The 16,508-nt window shown below is 60.0% G+C and carries 15 protein-coding genes; 2 read left to right on the top strand and 13 right to left on the bottom strand.

Translation table 11 applies throughout. The features are described from left to right. Positions 1–480 (bottom strand): transposase (locus ACFOTD_RS03300; RefSeq protein ID WP_378115711.1); only part of this gene is annotated, 480 nt, incomplete at its 3' end. 42 nt (positions 481–522) lie between these two features. Continuing rightward, complete coding sequence (locus ACFOTD_RS03305) at positions 523–723, bottom strand: hypothetical protein (RefSeq protein ID WP_378115713.1); 201 nt, start codon at positions 721–723, stop codon at positions 523–525. A 196-nt stretch (positions 724–919) separates the two neighbouring features. Here ACFOTD_RS03305 and ACFOTD_RS03310 point away from each other — a divergent pair, with 196 nt between their 5' ends. Next, positions 920–1,492 (top strand): hypothetical protein, encoded by a 573-nt coding sequence (locus tag ACFOTD_RS03310; RefSeq protein ID WP_378115715.1) that lies wholly within the window; start codon positions 920–922, stop codon positions 1,490–1,492. Between the two features lie 333 nt (positions 1,493–1,825). Here the strand turns inward: ACFOTD_RS03310 and ACFOTD_RS03315 are convergent, their stop codons facing one another. From ACFOTD_RS03315 to hisS, 3 genes are read right to left on the bottom strand one after another with little or no spacing between them, the layout of a single operon-like run. Next, positions 1,826–2,584 (bottom strand): tRNA threonylcarbamoyladenosine dehydratase, encoded by a 759-nt coding sequence (locus ACFOTD_RS03315; RefSeq protein WP_378115717.1) that lies wholly within the window; start codon positions 2,582–2,584, stop codon positions 1,826–1,828. A 32-nt stretch (positions 2,585–2,616) separates the two neighbouring features. Beyond that, on the bottom strand, positions 2,617–4,461 hold the full coding sequence (aspS, locus tag ACFOTD_RS03320; RefSeq protein ID WP_378116477.1) for an aspartate--tRNA ligase: 1,845 nt from the start codon (positions 4,459–4,461) through the stop codon (positions 2,617–2,619). Between the two features lie 2 nt (positions 4,462–4,463). After that, positions 4,464–5,744 (bottom strand): histidine--tRNA ligase, encoded by a 1,281-nt coding sequence (gene hisS, locus ACFOTD_RS03325; protein ID WP_378115719.1) that lies wholly within the window; start codon positions 5,742–5,744, stop codon positions 4,464–4,466. A 569-nt stretch (positions 5,745–6,313) separates the two neighbouring features. Between hisS and ACFOTD_RS03330 the strand changes: the two genes are divergently transcribed. Beyond that, a complete protein-coding gene (locus ACFOTD_RS03330) occupies positions 6,314–7,363 on the top strand; it encodes an NAD(P)/FAD-dependent oxidoreductase (RefSeq protein ID WP_378115721.1) in 1,050 nt (349 codons plus the stop codon). 153 nt (positions 7,364–7,516) lie between these two features. Here the strand turns inward: ACFOTD_RS03330 and ACFOTD_RS03335 are convergent, their stop codons facing one another. From ACFOTD_RS03335 to ACFOTD_RS03370, 8 genes are all read right to left on the bottom strand, one after another. Further along, entirely contained in the window at positions 7,517–7,687 is a 171-nt protein-coding gene (locus tag ACFOTD_RS03335) for a hypothetical protein (RefSeq protein ID WP_378115723.1), read from the bottom strand. Positions 7,688–7,812: 125 nt separating this feature from the next. Beyond that, positions 7,813–8,256 (bottom strand): D-aminoacyl-tRNA deacylase, encoded by a 444-nt coding sequence (dtd, locus tag ACFOTD_RS03340; RefSeq protein ID WP_378115725.1) that lies wholly within the window; start codon positions 8,254–8,256, stop codon positions 7,813–7,815. An 86-nt stretch (positions 8,257–8,342) separates the two neighbouring features. Next, entirely contained in the window at positions 8,343–10,541 is a 2,199-nt protein-coding gene (locus ACFOTD_RS03345) for a RelA/SpoT family protein (protein ID WP_378115727.1), read from the bottom strand. 116 nt (positions 10,542–10,657) lie between these two features. Next, a complete protein-coding gene (locus ACFOTD_RS03350; RefSeq protein WP_378115729.1) occupies positions 10,658–12,100 on the bottom strand; it encodes a sensor histidine kinase in 1,443 nt (480 codons plus the stop codon). Continuing rightward, entirely contained in the window at positions 12,097–12,777 is a 681-nt protein-coding gene (locus ACFOTD_RS03355) for a response regulator transcription factor (protein ID WP_378115731.1), read from the bottom strand. The genes ACFOTD_RS03350 and ACFOTD_RS03355 overlap by 4 nt, the downstream gene beginning before the upstream one ends. A gap of 37 nt (positions 12,778–12,814) precedes the next feature. Further along, positions 12,815–13,981, bottom strand: coding sequence for an ABC transporter permease (locus ACFOTD_RS03360; protein ID WP_378115733.1), 1,167 nt, complete (start codon positions 13,979–13,981; stop codon positions 12,815–12,817). Further along, positions 13,978–14,682 (bottom strand): ABC transporter ATP-binding protein, encoded by a 705-nt coding sequence (locus ACFOTD_RS03365; RefSeq protein ID WP_378115735.1) that lies wholly within the window; start codon positions 14,680–14,682, stop codon positions 13,978–13,980. The genes ACFOTD_RS03360 and ACFOTD_RS03365 overlap by 4 nt, the downstream gene beginning before the upstream one ends. A 1-nt stretch (position 14,683) precedes the next feature. Continuing rightward, positions 14,684–16,330 (bottom strand): efflux RND transporter periplasmic adaptor subunit, encoded by a 1,647-nt coding sequence (locus tag ACFOTD_RS03370; RefSeq protein ID WP_378115737.1) that lies wholly within the window; start codon positions 16,328–16,330, stop codon positions 14,684–14,686. Positions 16,331–16,508 lie beyond the last annotated feature (178 nt).

Genomic DNA, 16,508 nt, shown 5'->3' on the forward strand with positions numbered 1-16,508 from the left:
GTGCTGCTTCACAACAGCCTTTTTCCAGACGAACGAATAGCGATTGGCGTTCGCTTCGATCTTCGTGCCGTCGACAAAGTAATGTTCCAGTTGTACGTATTTTTCTTCCACCAGAAGTTCCAGCACAGCTGTAAAAATCTGTTCCAGCACATCCTTCATCCGTTCTGAACGAAAACGGTTGATGGTGCGGAAATCCGGTTGCTGGCGGCCGGCCAGCCACATGAACATGATGTTTTCGCGGACGGCTTTGGCAATCTGGCGCGAGGAGTAGAGGCGCTGCGTGTAGGCGAAGATGATGACTTTGGTGAGCATCTTGGGGTGATAGCTGTGTCGTCCGCCTCCGGGGTAGGCTGCGTCGAAAAGCCTGTCGCTTAGGCGGTTAACAGCGCTATTCACGACACGTACAAGATGATTTTCAGGAATATCTGTTTCCAGATCCATTGGCAGACAAAGTTGATCCATGCTATATTGAATGTACAAAGAAACCGTTCCTTTCGTAAATGGTTGCTAGACACTTCCATTTTACCAAAGAACGGTTTCTTTTTGTTTTACAAAAACAGGACTGCCCCGCAGGTCATTTTCATGACCCTTTTGGGACAGCCCCCTTGCGGCAGCTTCGTTACGCTCGCTAGCGATAACGTTTTTTTCGGCCGCGAATAGCGGAAGCCGTTCTTGCGGAACGGTGCGGATGCGAGCCCGAATACGAATGATGATCTCCGTCACGACCGGGCCCCGGTTCTCCTCCGAGACCGCCCAGCGAACCTAGTCCGGACTCCGCGCCCCAACCGAGGCCGCCTTCAAGGCCGCCTAACCCTCCGATACCGCCCAGACCGCCGAGGCCCCCGAGACCTTCCCCAACCGGTTCGATCGGCTCGGGACGGACAGGTGCCGCGCCAGAGCGCGCATGGTGATGACTCCGGTGGCTGTGGTGGCTGTGGTGGCTGCGATGGCTGTGATGGTCGTCGCGATGTTTCCGATGCGGCTTGCAGCCGCATTTTTTGCGACGCTTTTTGGGATGCGGCTTGCGGCAACTGGATGCAAGCAGCACGTTTTTCTTGTTAGCGGACAATTGCTTGCTCATGACTTCACACCTCCATACGACAAGGATGATCCAGTGTATGAAGGACAACTGCGGAGTGACAGGGACAATGGCACAATTTGGGCGCCTGGCACGAAATATCGCTTTCGCCCAAGCGCGATTTTCCGCAGCATTAAAAAAATCCGTCATGGAAAGTTCGGAGACCATAGAAAACAGCCAACTTCAGACCGTTCCGCACAGTTATTCGGACTTTTTCGGCGGCTTCGAAAGATTGCCCTGACGTTCTCATTAAGTTCTGCGAATCCGAAACGGGAGTCTCGCGGAACGCCAGTCAATGGATCGTCCGACGGCCTTTCAGACGGTCCGGCATATCGTCGTCCGCGTCGTTCTTTCACGGCAAAGCCTGCAAATATACATCTATTTCCGTTAATGTCGGCCTTCTTGTACAAATAGATGCATCCGTGCAGGTTTTTTCCTTCATCAGCCAGATTTTCAGCTTGCGCATTGCATTTACCTGCACATTTGCAGGTCATTTTTTCAAGCGTCGCGTGCCGGTCGAAAATACCTGTACAAATGCAGGTTTTTGGGCCTGCCAATCATCCTAAAGTGCCGATACGCCGAAAACGCGCTATCCTCTTCGCAAATTGACGCTCAAGTTTGCTCAAGTTTAAAATTCCTGAATTTCTTAATTTCAACAAAAGCCTCTTGCGAAACGCCAACGGCAGGCGTCCACAAAAGGCATTTTGTCTGAAATATTCGGTAATCGGCTTTAAAAATGGCGCTTGTCTACTCTTTCTTCCGGCCCGCCTCCACCAACTCGCGGAAAACGACGCTTACCATAATGAGTCCCGCGACCGGCGGCACAAAAGCATTGCTGGACGGCGGCTGCTGCGCCTTGCGGATTTCCTTCGGCGCCGTATCCGGCACGATCCGCTGGGTCACGTCTTCGCGCGGCTTGATCGGATCCTCCGTGGAGAAAACGACCTTGACGCCTTTCTTAATGCCCTCTTTGCGCAGCTTGGTGCGAATGACGCGCGCGATCGGATCGACCGTCGTCTTGGAGATGTCCGCGACCTGGAACCGGCTGGGATCCGTCTTGTTCGCGGCGCCCATGCTCGAGATAATCGGGATACGCCGCTCGAGGCACTGCTTGATCAGATGAATCTTGTAAGAGATCGTATCGGAGGCGTCGACCACATAATCGAGCGGATACTTGAACAGCTCTTCGTACGTCTCCTCGGTGTAAAACATCTTCAGCGCGATCGCGTCGCATTCAGGATTGATCAGCTTGATGCGATCGCGCATCAGCTCGGCCTTCGGCTGACCGACGGTCGTCGTGAGCGCGTGGATCTGCCGGTTGACATTGGTAATGTCTACGACGTCCTTGTCTATCAGGATAATGCGCCCGATGCCCGACCGGGCGAGCGCCTCGGCGGCGATGCCGCCGACGCCCCCGATCCCGAGCACGGCGACCGTGCTTCCCTTAAGCGTCTCGAGTCCTTCGGGTCCGATGGCAAGCTCCGTGCGCGAGAACTGATGCAGCATAGGATCGCTCCTCCCTTGGCCTTAGGATCCGGTTATTCCTTGGCGGCAGCCGGCTCGGCGCCGGCTTCGGTCTCGGACTGCTCGGCCGGTGCGGCCGCCTTCGCTTGGGCGGCAATGGCTTTGGCCGACAGGCGAATGTGCAGATCCTCGAGTTGCTTGTGCTCGACGCCGGAAGGCGCGTCCGTGAGCAGGTCCGTCGCGCTCGCCGTCTTCGGGAAGGCGATCGTCTCGCGCAGGTTCGTGCGGCCCGTCAACAGCATGATCAGACGGTCCAGGCCGAAGGCGATGCCGCCGTGCGGCGGCGTGCCATAGTCGAACGCATCGAGGAAGAAGCCGAAGCGCTCCTTCGCCTCTTCGAGCGTGAATCCGAGCGCGGTGAACATCTTCTCCTGCACTTCGCGACGGTAGATCCGCATCGAGCCGCCGCCGACTTCATAGCCGTTGAGGACGATATCGTAAGCCTGCGCGCGGATGGCGCCCGGGTCGGTATCGAACAAAGCAACGTCCTCGTCGCGCGGGCGGGTAAACGGATGGTGTTCGGCGACAAAGCGCTTGCCTTCTTCGTCCCAGCCGAGCAGCGGGAAGTCGACGACCCATAGGAACTTGAACTTCGCGTTGTCGATCAGGCCGAGATCGCGGCCGACCTTGAGGCGCAGGTTGCCCATGACATCGGCGGCCGTCTTGAGCTTGTCGGCGGAGAAGCAGAGCAGGTCTCCGTCTTCGACGCCCAGGCGCTCGGTCAGCGCAGCAATTTCTTCAGGCTTGAAGAACTTGACGATCGGCCCCTTCCATTCGCCGTCCTTGACGGTGATCCAGGCGATGCCCTTGCCGCCGTAGCGGGCCGCGAACGGCTGCAGGTCGTCGAGCTCCTTGCGGCTCCAGCTCGCGCAGCCCTTGGCGTTAAGCGCCTTGACCACGCCGCCGCCTGCCGCGACCGAAGCGAAAACTTTGACTTCGCTCGTCTTGACGATGTCGGTGACGTCCTCGATCTCGAGCCCGAAGCGCAGGTCCGGCTTGTCCGAGCCGTACTTGTGGATGGCGTCGTGATAGGTGAGACGCTGGAATGGCGTCTCGATCTCGGCGCCGATCGTCTCGCGGAACAGGCGCGCCATCAGCTCTTCCATCATCCCGAGCAGCTGGTCCTGCGACAGGAACGACGTCTCGATGTCGACCTGGGTGAACTCCGGCTGACGGTCGGCACGCAGGTCCTCGTCGCGGAAGCAGCGCGCGACTTGATAGTAGCGCTCGATGCCGCCGATCATGAGCAGCTGCTTGAACAGTTGCGGCGACTGCGGCAGGGCGAAGAACTCGCCCGGATGCACGCGGCTCGGCACGAGATAATCGCGCGCGCCCTCAGGGGTGCTCTTGGTCAGGATCGGCGTCTCGACGTCGAGGAAGCCGTGGTCGTCGAGGAAGTCGCGGAATACCTTGGTCGCCTTGGAGCGCAGATATAGCGTACGCTGCATCTCCGGACGGCGCAGGTCAAGATAGCGGTACTTCAGGCGCAGCGACTCGTCTACCTCAACGCCGTCCTCGATCGGGAACGGCGGCGTCTTGGCGCTGTTCATGATCTCGACTTCGGTGACTTGCACTTCGATCTCGCCGGTCGCGAGATTTGCGTTCACCGTCTCCGAATCGCGCTCGACGACCTTCCCCTTCACTGCGAGCACGTATTCGTTGCGCGCGCGACCGCCGAGATCCAGCGCGTCGCCGGAAAATTCGGGATTGAACACGATCTGCACGATTCCGCTGCGGTCGCGGAGGTCGATGAACAGAATGCCGCCGAAGTCGCGCCAGCCTTGCACCCATCCGTTCAGTACGACGGTCTGTCCTACGTGTTCTTTTGTCAGCTTGCCTGCGTCAAATGTTTTAAGCATTGTCATTGCGCTAACCCCTCTTCGTCTTGTTGGTTCCATTCGCGTACCGTCTCGGCCAGCTTCGCAAGCGGCACTTGCCTCTGCTCCTGCGTCTTCAAGTTTTTAAGCCCGACCTCGCCGCGCTCCAGCTCGTCGTCTCCGATGACGGCCGCATAACGCGCGCCGATGCGGTCGGCGGCCTTGAACAGCGTCTTCGTCTTGCGCCCTTGATAGTCCTTGTCGGCCGACAATCCGGCTTCGCGGAGCCGATAGAGCAGCCCCGGCGTCTCCCGCTCCGCCCGCTCGCCGAGCGCGATCACGAACACGTCGACGGCCGGCCCGAAGTCCGGCTTCGCGTTCTGGCTCTCGAGCAGCATGACCGTGCGCTCGAGCCCGAGGCCAAGGCCGACGCCCGGACGGTCCTCGCCGCCGATCTGCGAGACGAGGCCGTTGTACCGCCCGCCGCCCCCGATCGTGTCGATCGCGCCGATCCCCTGCGCCTTGTACTCAAACGCCGTGTGCGTATAGTAATCCAGGCCGCGTACGAGCCGCGGATTGACCCGATACGGGATGCCCATATCGTCCAGGTATTGCCGCACGAGCGCGAAGTGCGAGCTGCAAGCCTCGTCAAGGCTGTCGAGGATCGAAGGCGCGCCTTCGAACTTGTCCTGATCCACCTTGCAGTCGAGCACGCGCAGCGGATTGCGCTCCATTCGCGACTGGCAGTCCTTGCACAGCGTGTCCTTGATCGGACGGAGGAATCCAAGCAGCGTCTCCCGGTACGCCGCGCGCACCTCGGGCGTACCGACGGAGTTGATGTCCACGGTCACGCCGGTCAAGCCTACTTCCTTATAAAAGGCGTAGCCGAGCGCTACGACCTCGGCGTCGAGCGCAGGATCCTCCGAACCGATCGCCTCCACCCCGAACTGGTGGAACTGACGGTAGCGGCCAGCCTGGGCCCGCTCGTACCGGAACATCGGCCCGATGTAGTAGAGCTTGGACAGCTCCGGCTCTCCGTACAGCTTATTCTCGACATAGGCGCGTACGACGCCCGCGGTGCCTTCCGGCCGAAGCGTCATGCTGCGGTCGCCTTTGTCCACGAACGTGTACATTTCCTTCTCGACGATGTCCGTCGTCTCGCCGACGCCCCGCTGGAACAGCTCGGTCGCTTCAAATACGGGCGTGCGTATCTCTCTGAACCTGAATCTTCTGCCGATCTCCCTTGCGGTCCGCTCCACGTATTGCCACAGCTCGGATGCGTCCGGCAAAAAGTCCTGCGTGCCCGGCGGTTTTTGAAATCCCATTGCTGCACCACCCTCTCGAATTCGTCAAAAAAAGCTCTCGTCCCGGATAGCGCATCGCTGCGTCATCCGGGACGAGAGCTCGTATATGCTCCCGCGGTACCACCCGTCGTTCGAACGCGCTCAACTGCAATGGATGCAGAAGAAGTTGCGCTCGCTCTCGAACCGGTTAACGCCCGGCGGACGCCTGCTCGCTACTGAACGCGGAATGTCGGCGTACGCGCTTGTGGCGCATTCGCCTCTCGTCCGCCCGTTCGCGGGAGGTTCTCGGAGATGTCGTTCGTCCGGTCATCGGCGGATCGCTCGCAGCCTGAAGGCGATCCTCTCTGGAGAAGTGGGTCCGGAGTACTTGTTCCCGTCATTGAATCGAAGTTTGATACAATTGAGTTTCATTTTACCCTTCGGCGGGCTCGCGTGTCAAGAAATGGCCTCAATTATGAAAGATAGCTCAGCTGAACTGATCAATAACGATTCTCATTCTCATGAGAATGTGGTACGATATTGGAAAAGAGTCCTGCAGCCCTCCTGCAGCCCGGCTCAATACGCGACCATAAAGGAGCGATCGATCGCTTATGCAACCGAACGTATACGACGTCACTATCATCGGCGGAGGCCCGGCCGGGCTATACTCCACATTTTATAGCGGTCTGCGGGAAATGAAAACGAAGCTCATCGAGTATCAGCCGATTCTCGGAGGCAAGGTCAACGTCTATCCCGAGAAAATGATCTGGGACGTCGGCGGACTGACGCCGGTGACCGGCGAGCAGCTCATCAAGCAGCTGATCCAGCAGGGGCTCACCTTCGGACCCGAAGTCGTTCTTGGCGAAAAGGTCACGTCCATCTCCAAAGGCGAGGACGGCCTGTTCGTCCTCTGCACGGATTCGGGCGACAAGCACTATTCGAAAACGGTCATTCTCGCCGTAGGCGGCGGTATTCTGAAGCCGACCAAGCTCGATATCGACGGCGCGGACCGGTTCGAAGTGTCCAACCTCCACTATACCGTGAAGTCGCTCTCCCGCTTCAAGGACAAAACCGTCCTGATCTCGGGCGGCGGCAACTCGGCGATCGACTGGGCCAACGAGCTCGAACCGATCGCGGCCAAGGTGTACCTGACCTACCGCAAGGATACCTTAAAGGGCCACGAAGCCGAGATCACCAAGCTGAACAGCGGGACGGTAGTCTGCCTTCTGAACACGGCCATCGAAAAGCTCGTCGCTTCGGACAGCCATGACGCGATCTGCAGCGTCCTGCTGAAAAATATGGAAGACGAGTCCACGGTCGAGCTCCAGGTCGACGAAGTCATCATCAACCACGGCTACGAGCGCGATAGCGACATGCTCGACAAGAGCGACATCGACGTCCGAATGAGACCGGATTGGGGCATCGACGGCACGCCGATGAGCGAGACGTCCGTGCCCGGCCTGTATGCCGCCGGCGATATTCTCGCGCATGACGGCAAGCTTCACCTGATCGCAGGCGCCTTCCAGGACGCCGCCAACGCCGTCAACAAGGCGAAGCAATACATTACGCCGGAAGCGAACGCATACGGGATGGTGTCCTCGCACAACGACGTGTTCGCCAAGCGCAACGCGGAGCTTAAAAAGCAAATGTTCGCGAAATAGCATCTTGAGAAAAAAAGGGCCCGCTCGAAATTCGAGCGGGCTTCAGTTTGTTGCTTTATAGAAAAAGGGGGTCACCAACTATAATAGTCGGAATTCATTAAGGGAGCATGAAGCTAACATTACGTCTTTGTTACAATCTCAAAAAACGCATCCTCATCCGCGATTCGGACGACGGGGTCGCATGCCGCCGTCTGCGGACGTGTCGCGAGGCGCGAGCTCGGCCGCGAATTCCTCGGCCATCAGCGCTTGCGCTTCCCGGCGATCCGCGCCCGGCATCGTGCCGGCCGCCCGATCCATCCGGGCTTCCTTGGGAGACTGGCGCACACGATCGGCTCCTTTCCGGGTTGAAAAGAGTAACGATACGTAGTGTTGCCCATGCATCCCTTTCCCATTCAGAAGCGCCGTTCGCGCAAAAAACGCAAAGGCGCGGGCGCTTCTCGCGGCTCTCCTTATTCTTTCGTGTCCAGAATCAATGTCACCGGACCGTCGTTTGTTAACGTCACATCCATCATCGCGCCAAAAGATCCGGTTTCGACGGTCAGTCCCTTTTCACGCAGCATCCCGTTAAACCGGTCATAGAGCGCAGATGCCGCTTCCGGCCTTGCCGCCCCCATGAAGTTCGGGCGCCGCCCCTTGCGCGTATCCCCGAACAGCGTGAACTGCGAGACGGACAATATCGCGCCGCCCGTCTCCTTCGCCGACAGATTCATCTTGCCGCCGTCGTCCTCGAATATGCGCAGGCCGGCGATCTTGTCCGCCATCTTGGCGGCGTCATGCTCGGTATCCTCGTGACCGACGCCGACGAGCAGCAGCAGTCCCGCTCCGATCTCTCCGACCGTCTTCCCTTTGATATCGACTCGGGCATGGGAAACCCGCTGCAATACGACCTTCATCTCCTCATCCGCTCCTGTACGCATAAGCGGCGGCCGATTCGGCCGCCGCAATAGTTGCTTCAAATTTATCGAAATCTATCAATTGCCTACTGCATAAGCCGCTGCACCGAGAATATATCTTTGATCCGCTTGATCTTGTCGACCACGTTTTGCAGATGCTCTTTGTTGCGGATCAAAATCGTCAGGTGCATGATTGCGACCTTGTTGCGGTCCGAACGGCCCGATACGGCCGCGATATTGGTCTTGCTCTCCGACACCGTCTGCAGCACCTCGTTGAGCAGGCCCCGCCGGTCGTGCCCGAGAATCTCGATCTCGACGCTGTAGCTCGCCTCGACCTCCTCGCACCATTCAACCTCGATGACGCGCTGCGCCTCTTCGCCCTCGGCGGCGGTCGGCAGGTTCTGGCAGTCCGAACGGTGCACGGATACGCCGCGTCCGCGCGTAATGTAGCCGATGATCGGATCTCCTGGAACCGGATTGCAGCAGCGCGCGAAGCGCACGAGCAGATTGTCGACGCCTTTGACCCGGACGCCGCTCGAAGTGCGCGACCGGTTCGCGGCGGCGGCTGCGGAAGGCGCGCGTACTTCCTTGACCTCGTTGGTCAGCTGAATCTGCTGGGCTTCTTCGGCTTCCCTGCGCAGCTTCTCCGTCAGCCGGGTGACGACCTGCGCGGCCGTGATGCCGCTGAAGCCGATCGCGGACATCATATCCTCGATATCGTTAAAGGTGAATTTGCGGGCCGCCTCGAGCAGCTTGTCGTCGCTCATCCATTCGGAAGGCTCAAGCCCCAGGCGCTTCAGCTCGCGCTCGATCGCGTCCCGTCCCTTCGCGACGTTTTCCTCGCGCTTTTCCTTTTTGAACCAAGCCCGAATCTTGGCGCGCGCATGCGAGGATTGCGCGACCTTCAGCCAATCCTGGCTCGGTCCGTACGAATGCTTGGACGTGAGGATCTCGACGATATCGCCGGTCTTGAGCTTATGGTCGAGAGGGACGATCCGTCCGTTGACCTTGGCGCCGATCGTCCGATTGCCGACCTCGGTATGAATCCGGTACGCGAAATCGAGCGGCACGGCCCCAGCAGGCAGTTCGTACACTTCGCCTTTTGGCGTGAATACAAAAACAAGATCGGTAAAAAAGTCCATCTTCAGCGACTCCATGAATTCGGCGGCGTCGCGCGTCTCCTGCTGGAGCTCGATGATCTCGCGGAACCAGTTCATCTTGTCGCCGAAGCTGCTCGCGACGTTGCCGGAGTCCTTGCCTTCCTTGTAGGCCCAATGGGCGGCGATCCCGTACTCGCTCGTGCGGTGCATGTCCCAGGTACGGATCTGCACCTCGGTCGGCTCGCCGGTCGGACCGACGACGGTCGTATGGAGGGACTGGTACATGTTGGCCTTGGGCATCGCGATATAATCCTTGAAGCGGCCCGGCATCGGCTTCCAGAGCGTGTGGATGATGCCCAACGTCGCATAGCAATCCTTGACGTTGTCCACGAGAATGCGAATCGCCAGCAGGTCATAGATTTCGTTGAACTGCTTGCCGCGTTCCGTCATTTTTTTGTAGATACTGTAAATATGCTTGGGACGGCCCGAGATATCTCCCTGGATGCCCATCTCCTCGAGCTTCTCGCGGATCTTGTCGACGAGTTCGGAAATGTACGCTTCGCGCTCCGTACGCTTTTTCTTCATCAGGTTGGCGATCCGATAATACTGCTGCGGGTTGAGATATCGCAGCGCGATATCCTCCATCTCCCACTTGATGGCGCTCATCCCGAGCCGGTGCGCGATGGGGCAGTAGATCTCCATCGTCTCGTGCGCGATGCGCCGCTGGCTCTCCTCGGACTGGAACTTCAGCGTCCGCATGTTGTGCAGGCGATCCGCCAGCTTGATAAGGATGACGCGGATGTCGTTCGCCATCGCGACGAACATCTTGCGGTAATTCTCGTTCTGCTGCTCTTCCTTGGACCGGAACTGGATCTTCTCCAGCTTGGTGAGCCCGTCCACGAGACCTGCGATCGTCTCGCCGAACTCGCCGCGCACGTCCTCGACCGTCACGGTAGTGTCTTCGACGACGTCGTGCAGGAGCGCCGCTTCGACGGTAACGACGTCCATCTGCATCTGAACCATAATCTCCGCGACCGCTACAGGGTGGAGAATGTAAGGCTCGCCAGATTTGCGCAGCTGCCCCCGGTGCGCCTCGTCGGCGTACGCGTAGGCCTCCCGGATGCGCTCTAAGTCCTGTTCCTTCATGTATGTCGACGCTTTTTCAAGCAGCTGCTCCATGCCCATGCCATGTTCCTTTCCGCTCCGGGCCTGCGAAAAAAGCGCGGGCCGCCGCGAATCGTGAGGTATTCCTTCCATTATGCCTCTTGGCGGAGGGAACCGTCAACAGCCCGCGAACGCCGTCAGACGCCGTCGCGGACAGAATAAGGCGAATTGGATGGCTGTTCCTCCAGCGGCAGCGAGAAAGTAAACACCGTTCCTACCCCCTCAGCGCTGATTACGGAAGCCGCGGTGCCATGCTTCTCGAGCACGAATTGAACGATGGCGAGGCCCAGGCCGCTGCCCGTTCGCGCGGAGCGGGCTTTGTCGGATTTATAGAATCGCTGCCAGATTTTATCGAGCTCGCCGTCGGGGATGCCGACGCCGCGATCCCTTACGCTGATGCTTGAGTCGGCCCCTGTGCGAACAGCCTCGACCTGCACGGTCCGTCCGTTCGGCGAAAATTGAATGGCGTTGAGCACCAGATTCGCGAGCACCTGGTCGATCCGGTCGGGATCCGCCCGCACCCAAAGATCCTCGGCGTCTCCGATCAGCTCGAGCTTGATGCCCCTGCGCTCCGCGTCGGGGGACATCCGGGCGAGCAGCCCCCGGATCCAGCTGCTGAGATTGTATGTCACCGGCGAGATCTCGAGCTGTCCTCCCTCCATGCGCGCCACGTCGAGCAGGTCGTTCACCAGCCGGTTCATGCGCTGCGTTTGTTCGCGAACGAGACCGAGGTAATGCCTCTCTCTCTCGGGAGGCACGGCTCCGTCCAGCATCGCTTCGACGAAGCCGCCGATCGAGGTGAGCGGCGACCTGAGGTCGTGCGACACGTTGGCGAGAAACTCCCTGCGCATCCGGTCGAGGCTGCCAAGCTCGGCGGACATATGATTAAGAGAAGAAGCCAGTTCGCCGATCTCGTCGCGATGCCGGTCCGGCAGACGGATATCGAACCTGCCTTTGGCGATATCTCTCGCTGCCTGCGTCATGCGTCTCAGCCTCGCCGTCATGCTGCGCGAGACGATGAGCACCATAATCGTCGAGACCACGAGCATCGTGATCATAATGTTGCGGAACAATCCGCTGAAGACGTTAAAATCCTGCTGAAACGCCTGCGAGACGACCAGTATCGTTTGCGCGTTCCATGAGATATCCCCGCCGACCGGACCGGCCGCGATCCGTATCTTGCCTTCGCCGGATGCGTCGCCGGGCCGCCAATGCTTGTCTCGGGCCGCCAGCGTCTCCTTCAAGGCTTGCGGATCGATCTCGACGCTCTCGCCGGCGCCCGGGTTGCCCGACTGGAGCACGACCTCCCCGGCGCTGTTCAATATAACGATCGTCCGGTTTGGCCCGCCGCTCATCTGTAGGGCGGACGTCAGTTGGGCACGGCTCCACTGTTCCCTGTACGCGCTGCGTACAAGCGCAGCCGTCACGTCGAGCTGACGCGCCTCCATCTGGTCGTTGCGCTCCCGCAGCTGCGTTCTGACGAAGCGGTCGGAGACGAACAGCGTGATGGCGAAGGATATGAGCAGAACGGCAAAAAAGGCGAGCAGCAGCTTGACGGTAATGCCGCTGTACCGCCTCATGTCCCGCTCACCTCGAATTTGTAACCGACGCCCCGTATGGTTTCGATCCGATAGTGTGCCGTCATGCCGATTTTCTCCCGGATTCGCTTGATATGTACGTCGACCGTGCGGGGATCGCCGTCGAATTCGTAACCCCAGATCCTGTCCAGCAACTGATCCCTCGTAAAAACCCGGCCGGGAATCGACGCCAGCAGATGCAGAAGCTCCATTTCCTTGGGCGGAAGCGTGAGCTCCGACCCGCAGCACTCGACGATATAGCGGTCAAGGTCGATCGTCAGGTCTGGAATTCGGATCGGCTCCCGCGTGAATCCCGGCATCGTCCGCCGGAGGACGGCGCGCACGCGCGCCATCAGCTCCTTCGGATCGAACGGCTTCACGAGGTAATCGTCCGCGCCCAGCTCGAAACCCTTAAGCTTGTCGTAGCTCTCGCCTTTGCCAGTCAGGATGATGATCGGCGTCGAGCGCTCCGCTCGGATCTTGCGGCAGACGGCCCAGCCGTCGAGCCCGGGCAGCATCAAGTCGAGAATGACAAGATCGGGAGGTCCGGAGGAAAACAGATCCCAGCCGTCCTCCCCGTCGCCCGCGACGTCGTAGTCGAAGCCTTCTCGCTTCAAGTACAGGCCGATCAACTCGCTGATGTACGGATCGTCTTCGATGACGAGTATGTGCGCGGACAACCGGCCTGCCTCCTTTTTCATTCAAGATAACGATATGTTATTGGCGCAACGCCTCGACCGGATTAAGTCGGGAAGCTCGCCTTGCAGGCAGAAACCCGAACAATACGCCGACGCCGATCGAGAAGACGACTGCGATCACCATGATATCGACGGACGGCGACGCCGGCGAATCCATCATTTTGCCGACGAACTTGGAGCCGCTCGCGCCGACCGCCACCCCCGCGATGCCGCCGAGCAGACCGATTATAGAAGCCTCTACGAGAAACTGGAACAGAATGTCGCGCTGCTTGGCCCCGAGCGACTTGCGGATGCCGATCTCCCGCGTACGCTCCGTGACCGAGACGAGCATCATGTTCATGACGCCGATGCCGCCGACGAGCAGCGAGATGGCCGCCACATAGGTGAGCAGCGTGGAGACCGATGTCGATACCGACGTGATCGTCTCGAGCAGATCCTGCTGGTTGAATACATTATAGCTATCTTCGTCGTTGCGGAAAAAGGATTTGAGATTGCTTTCGAGCGCCGTCTGTACTTTGTCCACGTTTTTCTCGCTGTCGACCTGCACGTAGATCGTGCGGATCGCGTCGGTCTGAAGGACGACGCGCGCCGTGGACAGCGGCACGATGACGACGTTGTCGCTCGAGCCGTTCGTCGTGCTGCCTTTCGAAGCGAGCACGCCTACGATCTTATAAGGAATGCCGTTCAGCGAAATCTTGCTGCCGACGGGGTTGCTCAGCTTCAGCTCGGTCGCGACCTCGGAGCCGATGACGGCCACCTTCTGCTTGAACGAGTCGTCGATGTCCATGATGAAGCGTCCCTGCTCCACGTCGTAATCGCGGATGTCGGCAAAAGCCGAGGTCGTCGCGTTGACGGAAGCGGAATAGGTCAGCGTGCCGGACTTCGCGGTCACGTTGCCGCTGATGTTCGGCGCATAGCCGTCGACGTTGTCCACGTCCGCGAGCGACTGGACGTCTGTCTGCTTGATGCTGGTAACGGCGCCGCGGCCGACGACGTTGACCGTCAGCATGTTCGTGCCCAGTCCCTGGAGCTGGCTCTTGACCTGCTCCGAGGTTCCGTTGCCGATCGCGACCATGATCGTGACCGAAGCGACGCCGATCAGAATGCCGAGAACGGTGAGCAGCGTGCGAAGCGGCTGGGCGCGAATGCTCCCCCAAGCCATGCGAATGCCTTGGCTCAGCTTCATGAAGCGACGCTCCTCTCCTCGGTCAGCTTGCCGTCTTGAATGCGTACGACGCGCTGCGCTTGCTCGGCGACCTTGGGATCGTGCGTGATGAGCACGATCGTATTGCCTTCGGCGTTCAGATCCTTGAGCAGGCCGATGACGTCCCGGCTCGTCTTGCTGTCGAGCGCGCCCGTCGGCTCGTCCGCGAGCAGCAGCGGCGGCCGTCCCGCGAGCGCCCGGGCGATGGCGACGCGCTGCTGCTGACCGCCCGACAGTTGGTTCGGGACGTGATACATGCGATCGCCGAGCCCGACCTTCTCGAGCGCCTCCTTCGCGAGCGCCCGGCGTTCGCGGCCGGACATGCCGCGGTAGACAAGCGGCAGCTCGACGTTGTCGATCGCCCGCAGACGAGGGAGTAGATGGAAGCTTTGAAAGATAAAGCCGATCTTGTTGTTGCGAATGTTCGCCAGCTTATTGTCGCTCAGCTTGCCGATCTCCGCGCCGTCCAGCATATACTTGCCGCTGGTCGGCGTATCGAGGCAGCCGAGCACGTTCATAAGCGTAGACTTGCCGGAACCGGACGGGCCGATAATAGCCATAAAATCGCCTTTGTCGACCGTAAGCGTGATGCCGTCGAGCGCGTTCAGCGTCTCTCCTGCCAGCGTGTACTTCTTAAATACGTCCTCCATGGTGATCAGAGGAGAGGGCGCGGACTTGCTCATGTCATCGACCTCCCGCGGAGCCGGTGCCGGTACGGGCCCCGGTGCCGGTGCCGGTCGTACGATTGCCGCCGCCCCCGCCGCCAAAGTTGCCGCCGCCGAAATTGCCGCCGCCTGCCGGGAATGCGCCGCCGCCCATCTGGAAGCCGCCGCCCATGCCGAATCCCGTTTGCTGCTGATTGCCGGAGCTTGTCGATACCGTGACGGGAATCAGCACCGTCTGCCCTTCGGTAAGTCCGGTCAATACTTCGACCTGCGAATCCGTCGTGATGCCGACCGTAATCTCTTTGAGCGTAAATTCCGTGCTCGCTGCGCCCGCGGTCGTCTGGCCTTGGCCGCCTCTAGTGAAGCCTCCCGCCGCGCCATAGCCGCCTTGACGGCCTGCGCCGCCGTAGCCGCCCTGCCTGCCCTGGCCGCCATAGCCGCCTTGAGCGCCCGCTCCGTTGCCGCCCGCGGCCGCGCCTCCAGGCGCATCTGCGCCGTCGAACGGCGGCATCCCTTCAGGCATCTCGCCACCGGCCGCTTGGCCTCCTGCCGCCTGGCCGCCTGCAGCCGCGCCGCCGGCCGCTGCCTGATCGCCCGACGCTTGGCCGCCGCTTTGTGCCTGACCGTTAGTCGACTGGCCGCTGCCTTGCGCTTGCCCGCCTGCCGCCTGGCCGCCAGCACCTTGACCGCCGGCCGATTGGCCGCCCGACGTTTGTCCCGTCGTCGTGCCGTCAGCCGGAACGCGCACGAAATATCTGGTGCCCATCTGCGTTACCGCCTCGACCGACACAAGCAGCGCGTCCTGCTTCGATTCGATAACGACGTCGACGCTTCCGTTCATACCCGGCATGACGCCGTCCGTCTTATCCAGGCTCACCGTGACGGGGAACGTCGCGACGCCGTTCGTGGAGGTGCCTTCCTTCGCGATCTTGGTCACCTTGCCCGTGAACGCCTGGCCGCTGAGCGCATCCATCGTAATATTCGCGGTTTGTCCGAGCTTGAGCTGCGAGATATCGAGCTCGTCCGCCGAGATCTGGATATCCAGCTTGTCGTAGTTCACGATCGTGAACGCTTCGATCTGGCCGTTCACCGTGTCGCCTTCCTTAATGTTTACGGCCGTTACCGTGCCGTCGATCGACGCGACGATCGGATCGGGCGCTTTGGCCTTTTCCTGCGTATCCTGCATGTCCAGCTTCGTCTGCTTGATGTTCAACTGAATCGACTTGATGCTCATCTCAGCCGATTCGATGTCGGCCTGTTCGGCGCTGGAAATTTGCAGCGACTTCCACTTTTCCTGGGCCTGCTCCAGCTGCATCTGCAGCTGCTCGAGGCTCAGCTCCGACTTGCTCAGGGACAGACTGACATCCTCGCCCTCGAATGTCGCGAGCACGGCTCCCTTTTTGACCGTCTGGCCTTCGGTTACCTTGACCTTCTCCACTGTGGCAGAATCCGATGGCTTCACCGTCTCCGATTCGCTTACCTCGACGGCGCCGCTGCCGGAGACGCTCTTGGTGATCGTCCCTTTGGTCACGCGGGATTGGGTGAAGGACGGACCGCTTGTCGCCGCCTTCGTGTCTTTGGACGTATACCACCAATAGCCTCCGCCGCCGGCCGCGATCAGGCAGACGATCACGATCCAGGCGACCCACTTTCTGCTCTTCCTCATCCTAGACGACCTCCTATGTACGATAAGAGGAGACTAGCAGACTTGCGTGAATTAAAGATGAACACGGGCTTAAAGCTAGATGAAAATGCCATTTGCGCACCTCTTTCGGCATATGGGCGAGAGGCCGATCCGCCCGCGACCCTTCATTCTTTCGGTAGCTGATTCGCCCGTTACCCGG

The organism is Cohnella sp. GCM10012308 (assembly GCF_042649185.1).
In the GTDB taxonomy this organism is placed as follows: Bacteria; Bacillota; Bacilli; order Paenibacillales; family Paenibacillaceae; genus Cohnella.

Coding starts and splice junctions, on each gene's coding strand:
- ACFOTD_RS03370 (WP_378115737.1), bottom strand. CDS start 16,330: ATGAGGAAGAGCAGAAAGTGGGTCGCCTGGATCGTGATCGTCTGCCTG.
- ACFOTD_RS03350 (WP_378115729.1), bottom strand. CDS start 12,100: ATGAGGCGGTACAGCGGCATTACCGTCAAGCTGCTGCTCGCCTTTTTT.
- ACFOTD_RS03330 (WP_378115721.1), top strand. CDS start 6,314: ATGCAACCGAACGTATACGACGTCACTATCATCGGCGGAGGCCCGGCC.
- ACFOTD_RS03345 (WP_378115727.1), bottom strand. CDS start 10,541: ATGGGCATGGAGCAGCTGCTTGAAAAAGCGTCGACATACATGAAGGAA.
- hisS (WP_378115719.1), bottom strand. CDS start 5,744: ATGGGATTTCAAAAACCGCCGGGCACGCAGGACTTTTTGCCGGACGCA.
- ACFOTD_RS03360 (WP_378115733.1), bottom strand. CDS start 13,981: ATGAAGCTGAGCCAAGGCATTCGCATGGCTTGGGGGAGCATTCGCGCC.
- ACFOTD_RS03315 (WP_378115717.1), bottom strand. CDS start 2,584: ATGCTGCATCAGTTCTCGCGCACGGAGCTTGCCATCGGACCCGAAGGA.
- dtd (WP_378115725.1), bottom strand. CDS start 8,256: ATGAAGGTCGTATTGCAGCGGGTTTCCCATGCCCGAGTCGATATCAAA.
- aspS (WP_378116477.1), bottom strand. CDS start 4,461: ATGCTTAAAACATTTGACGCAGGCAAGCTGACAAAAGAACACGTAGGA.
- ACFOTD_RS03365 (WP_378115735.1), bottom strand. CDS start 14,682: ATGAGCAAGTCCGCGCCCTCTCCTCTGATCACCATGGAGGACGTATTT.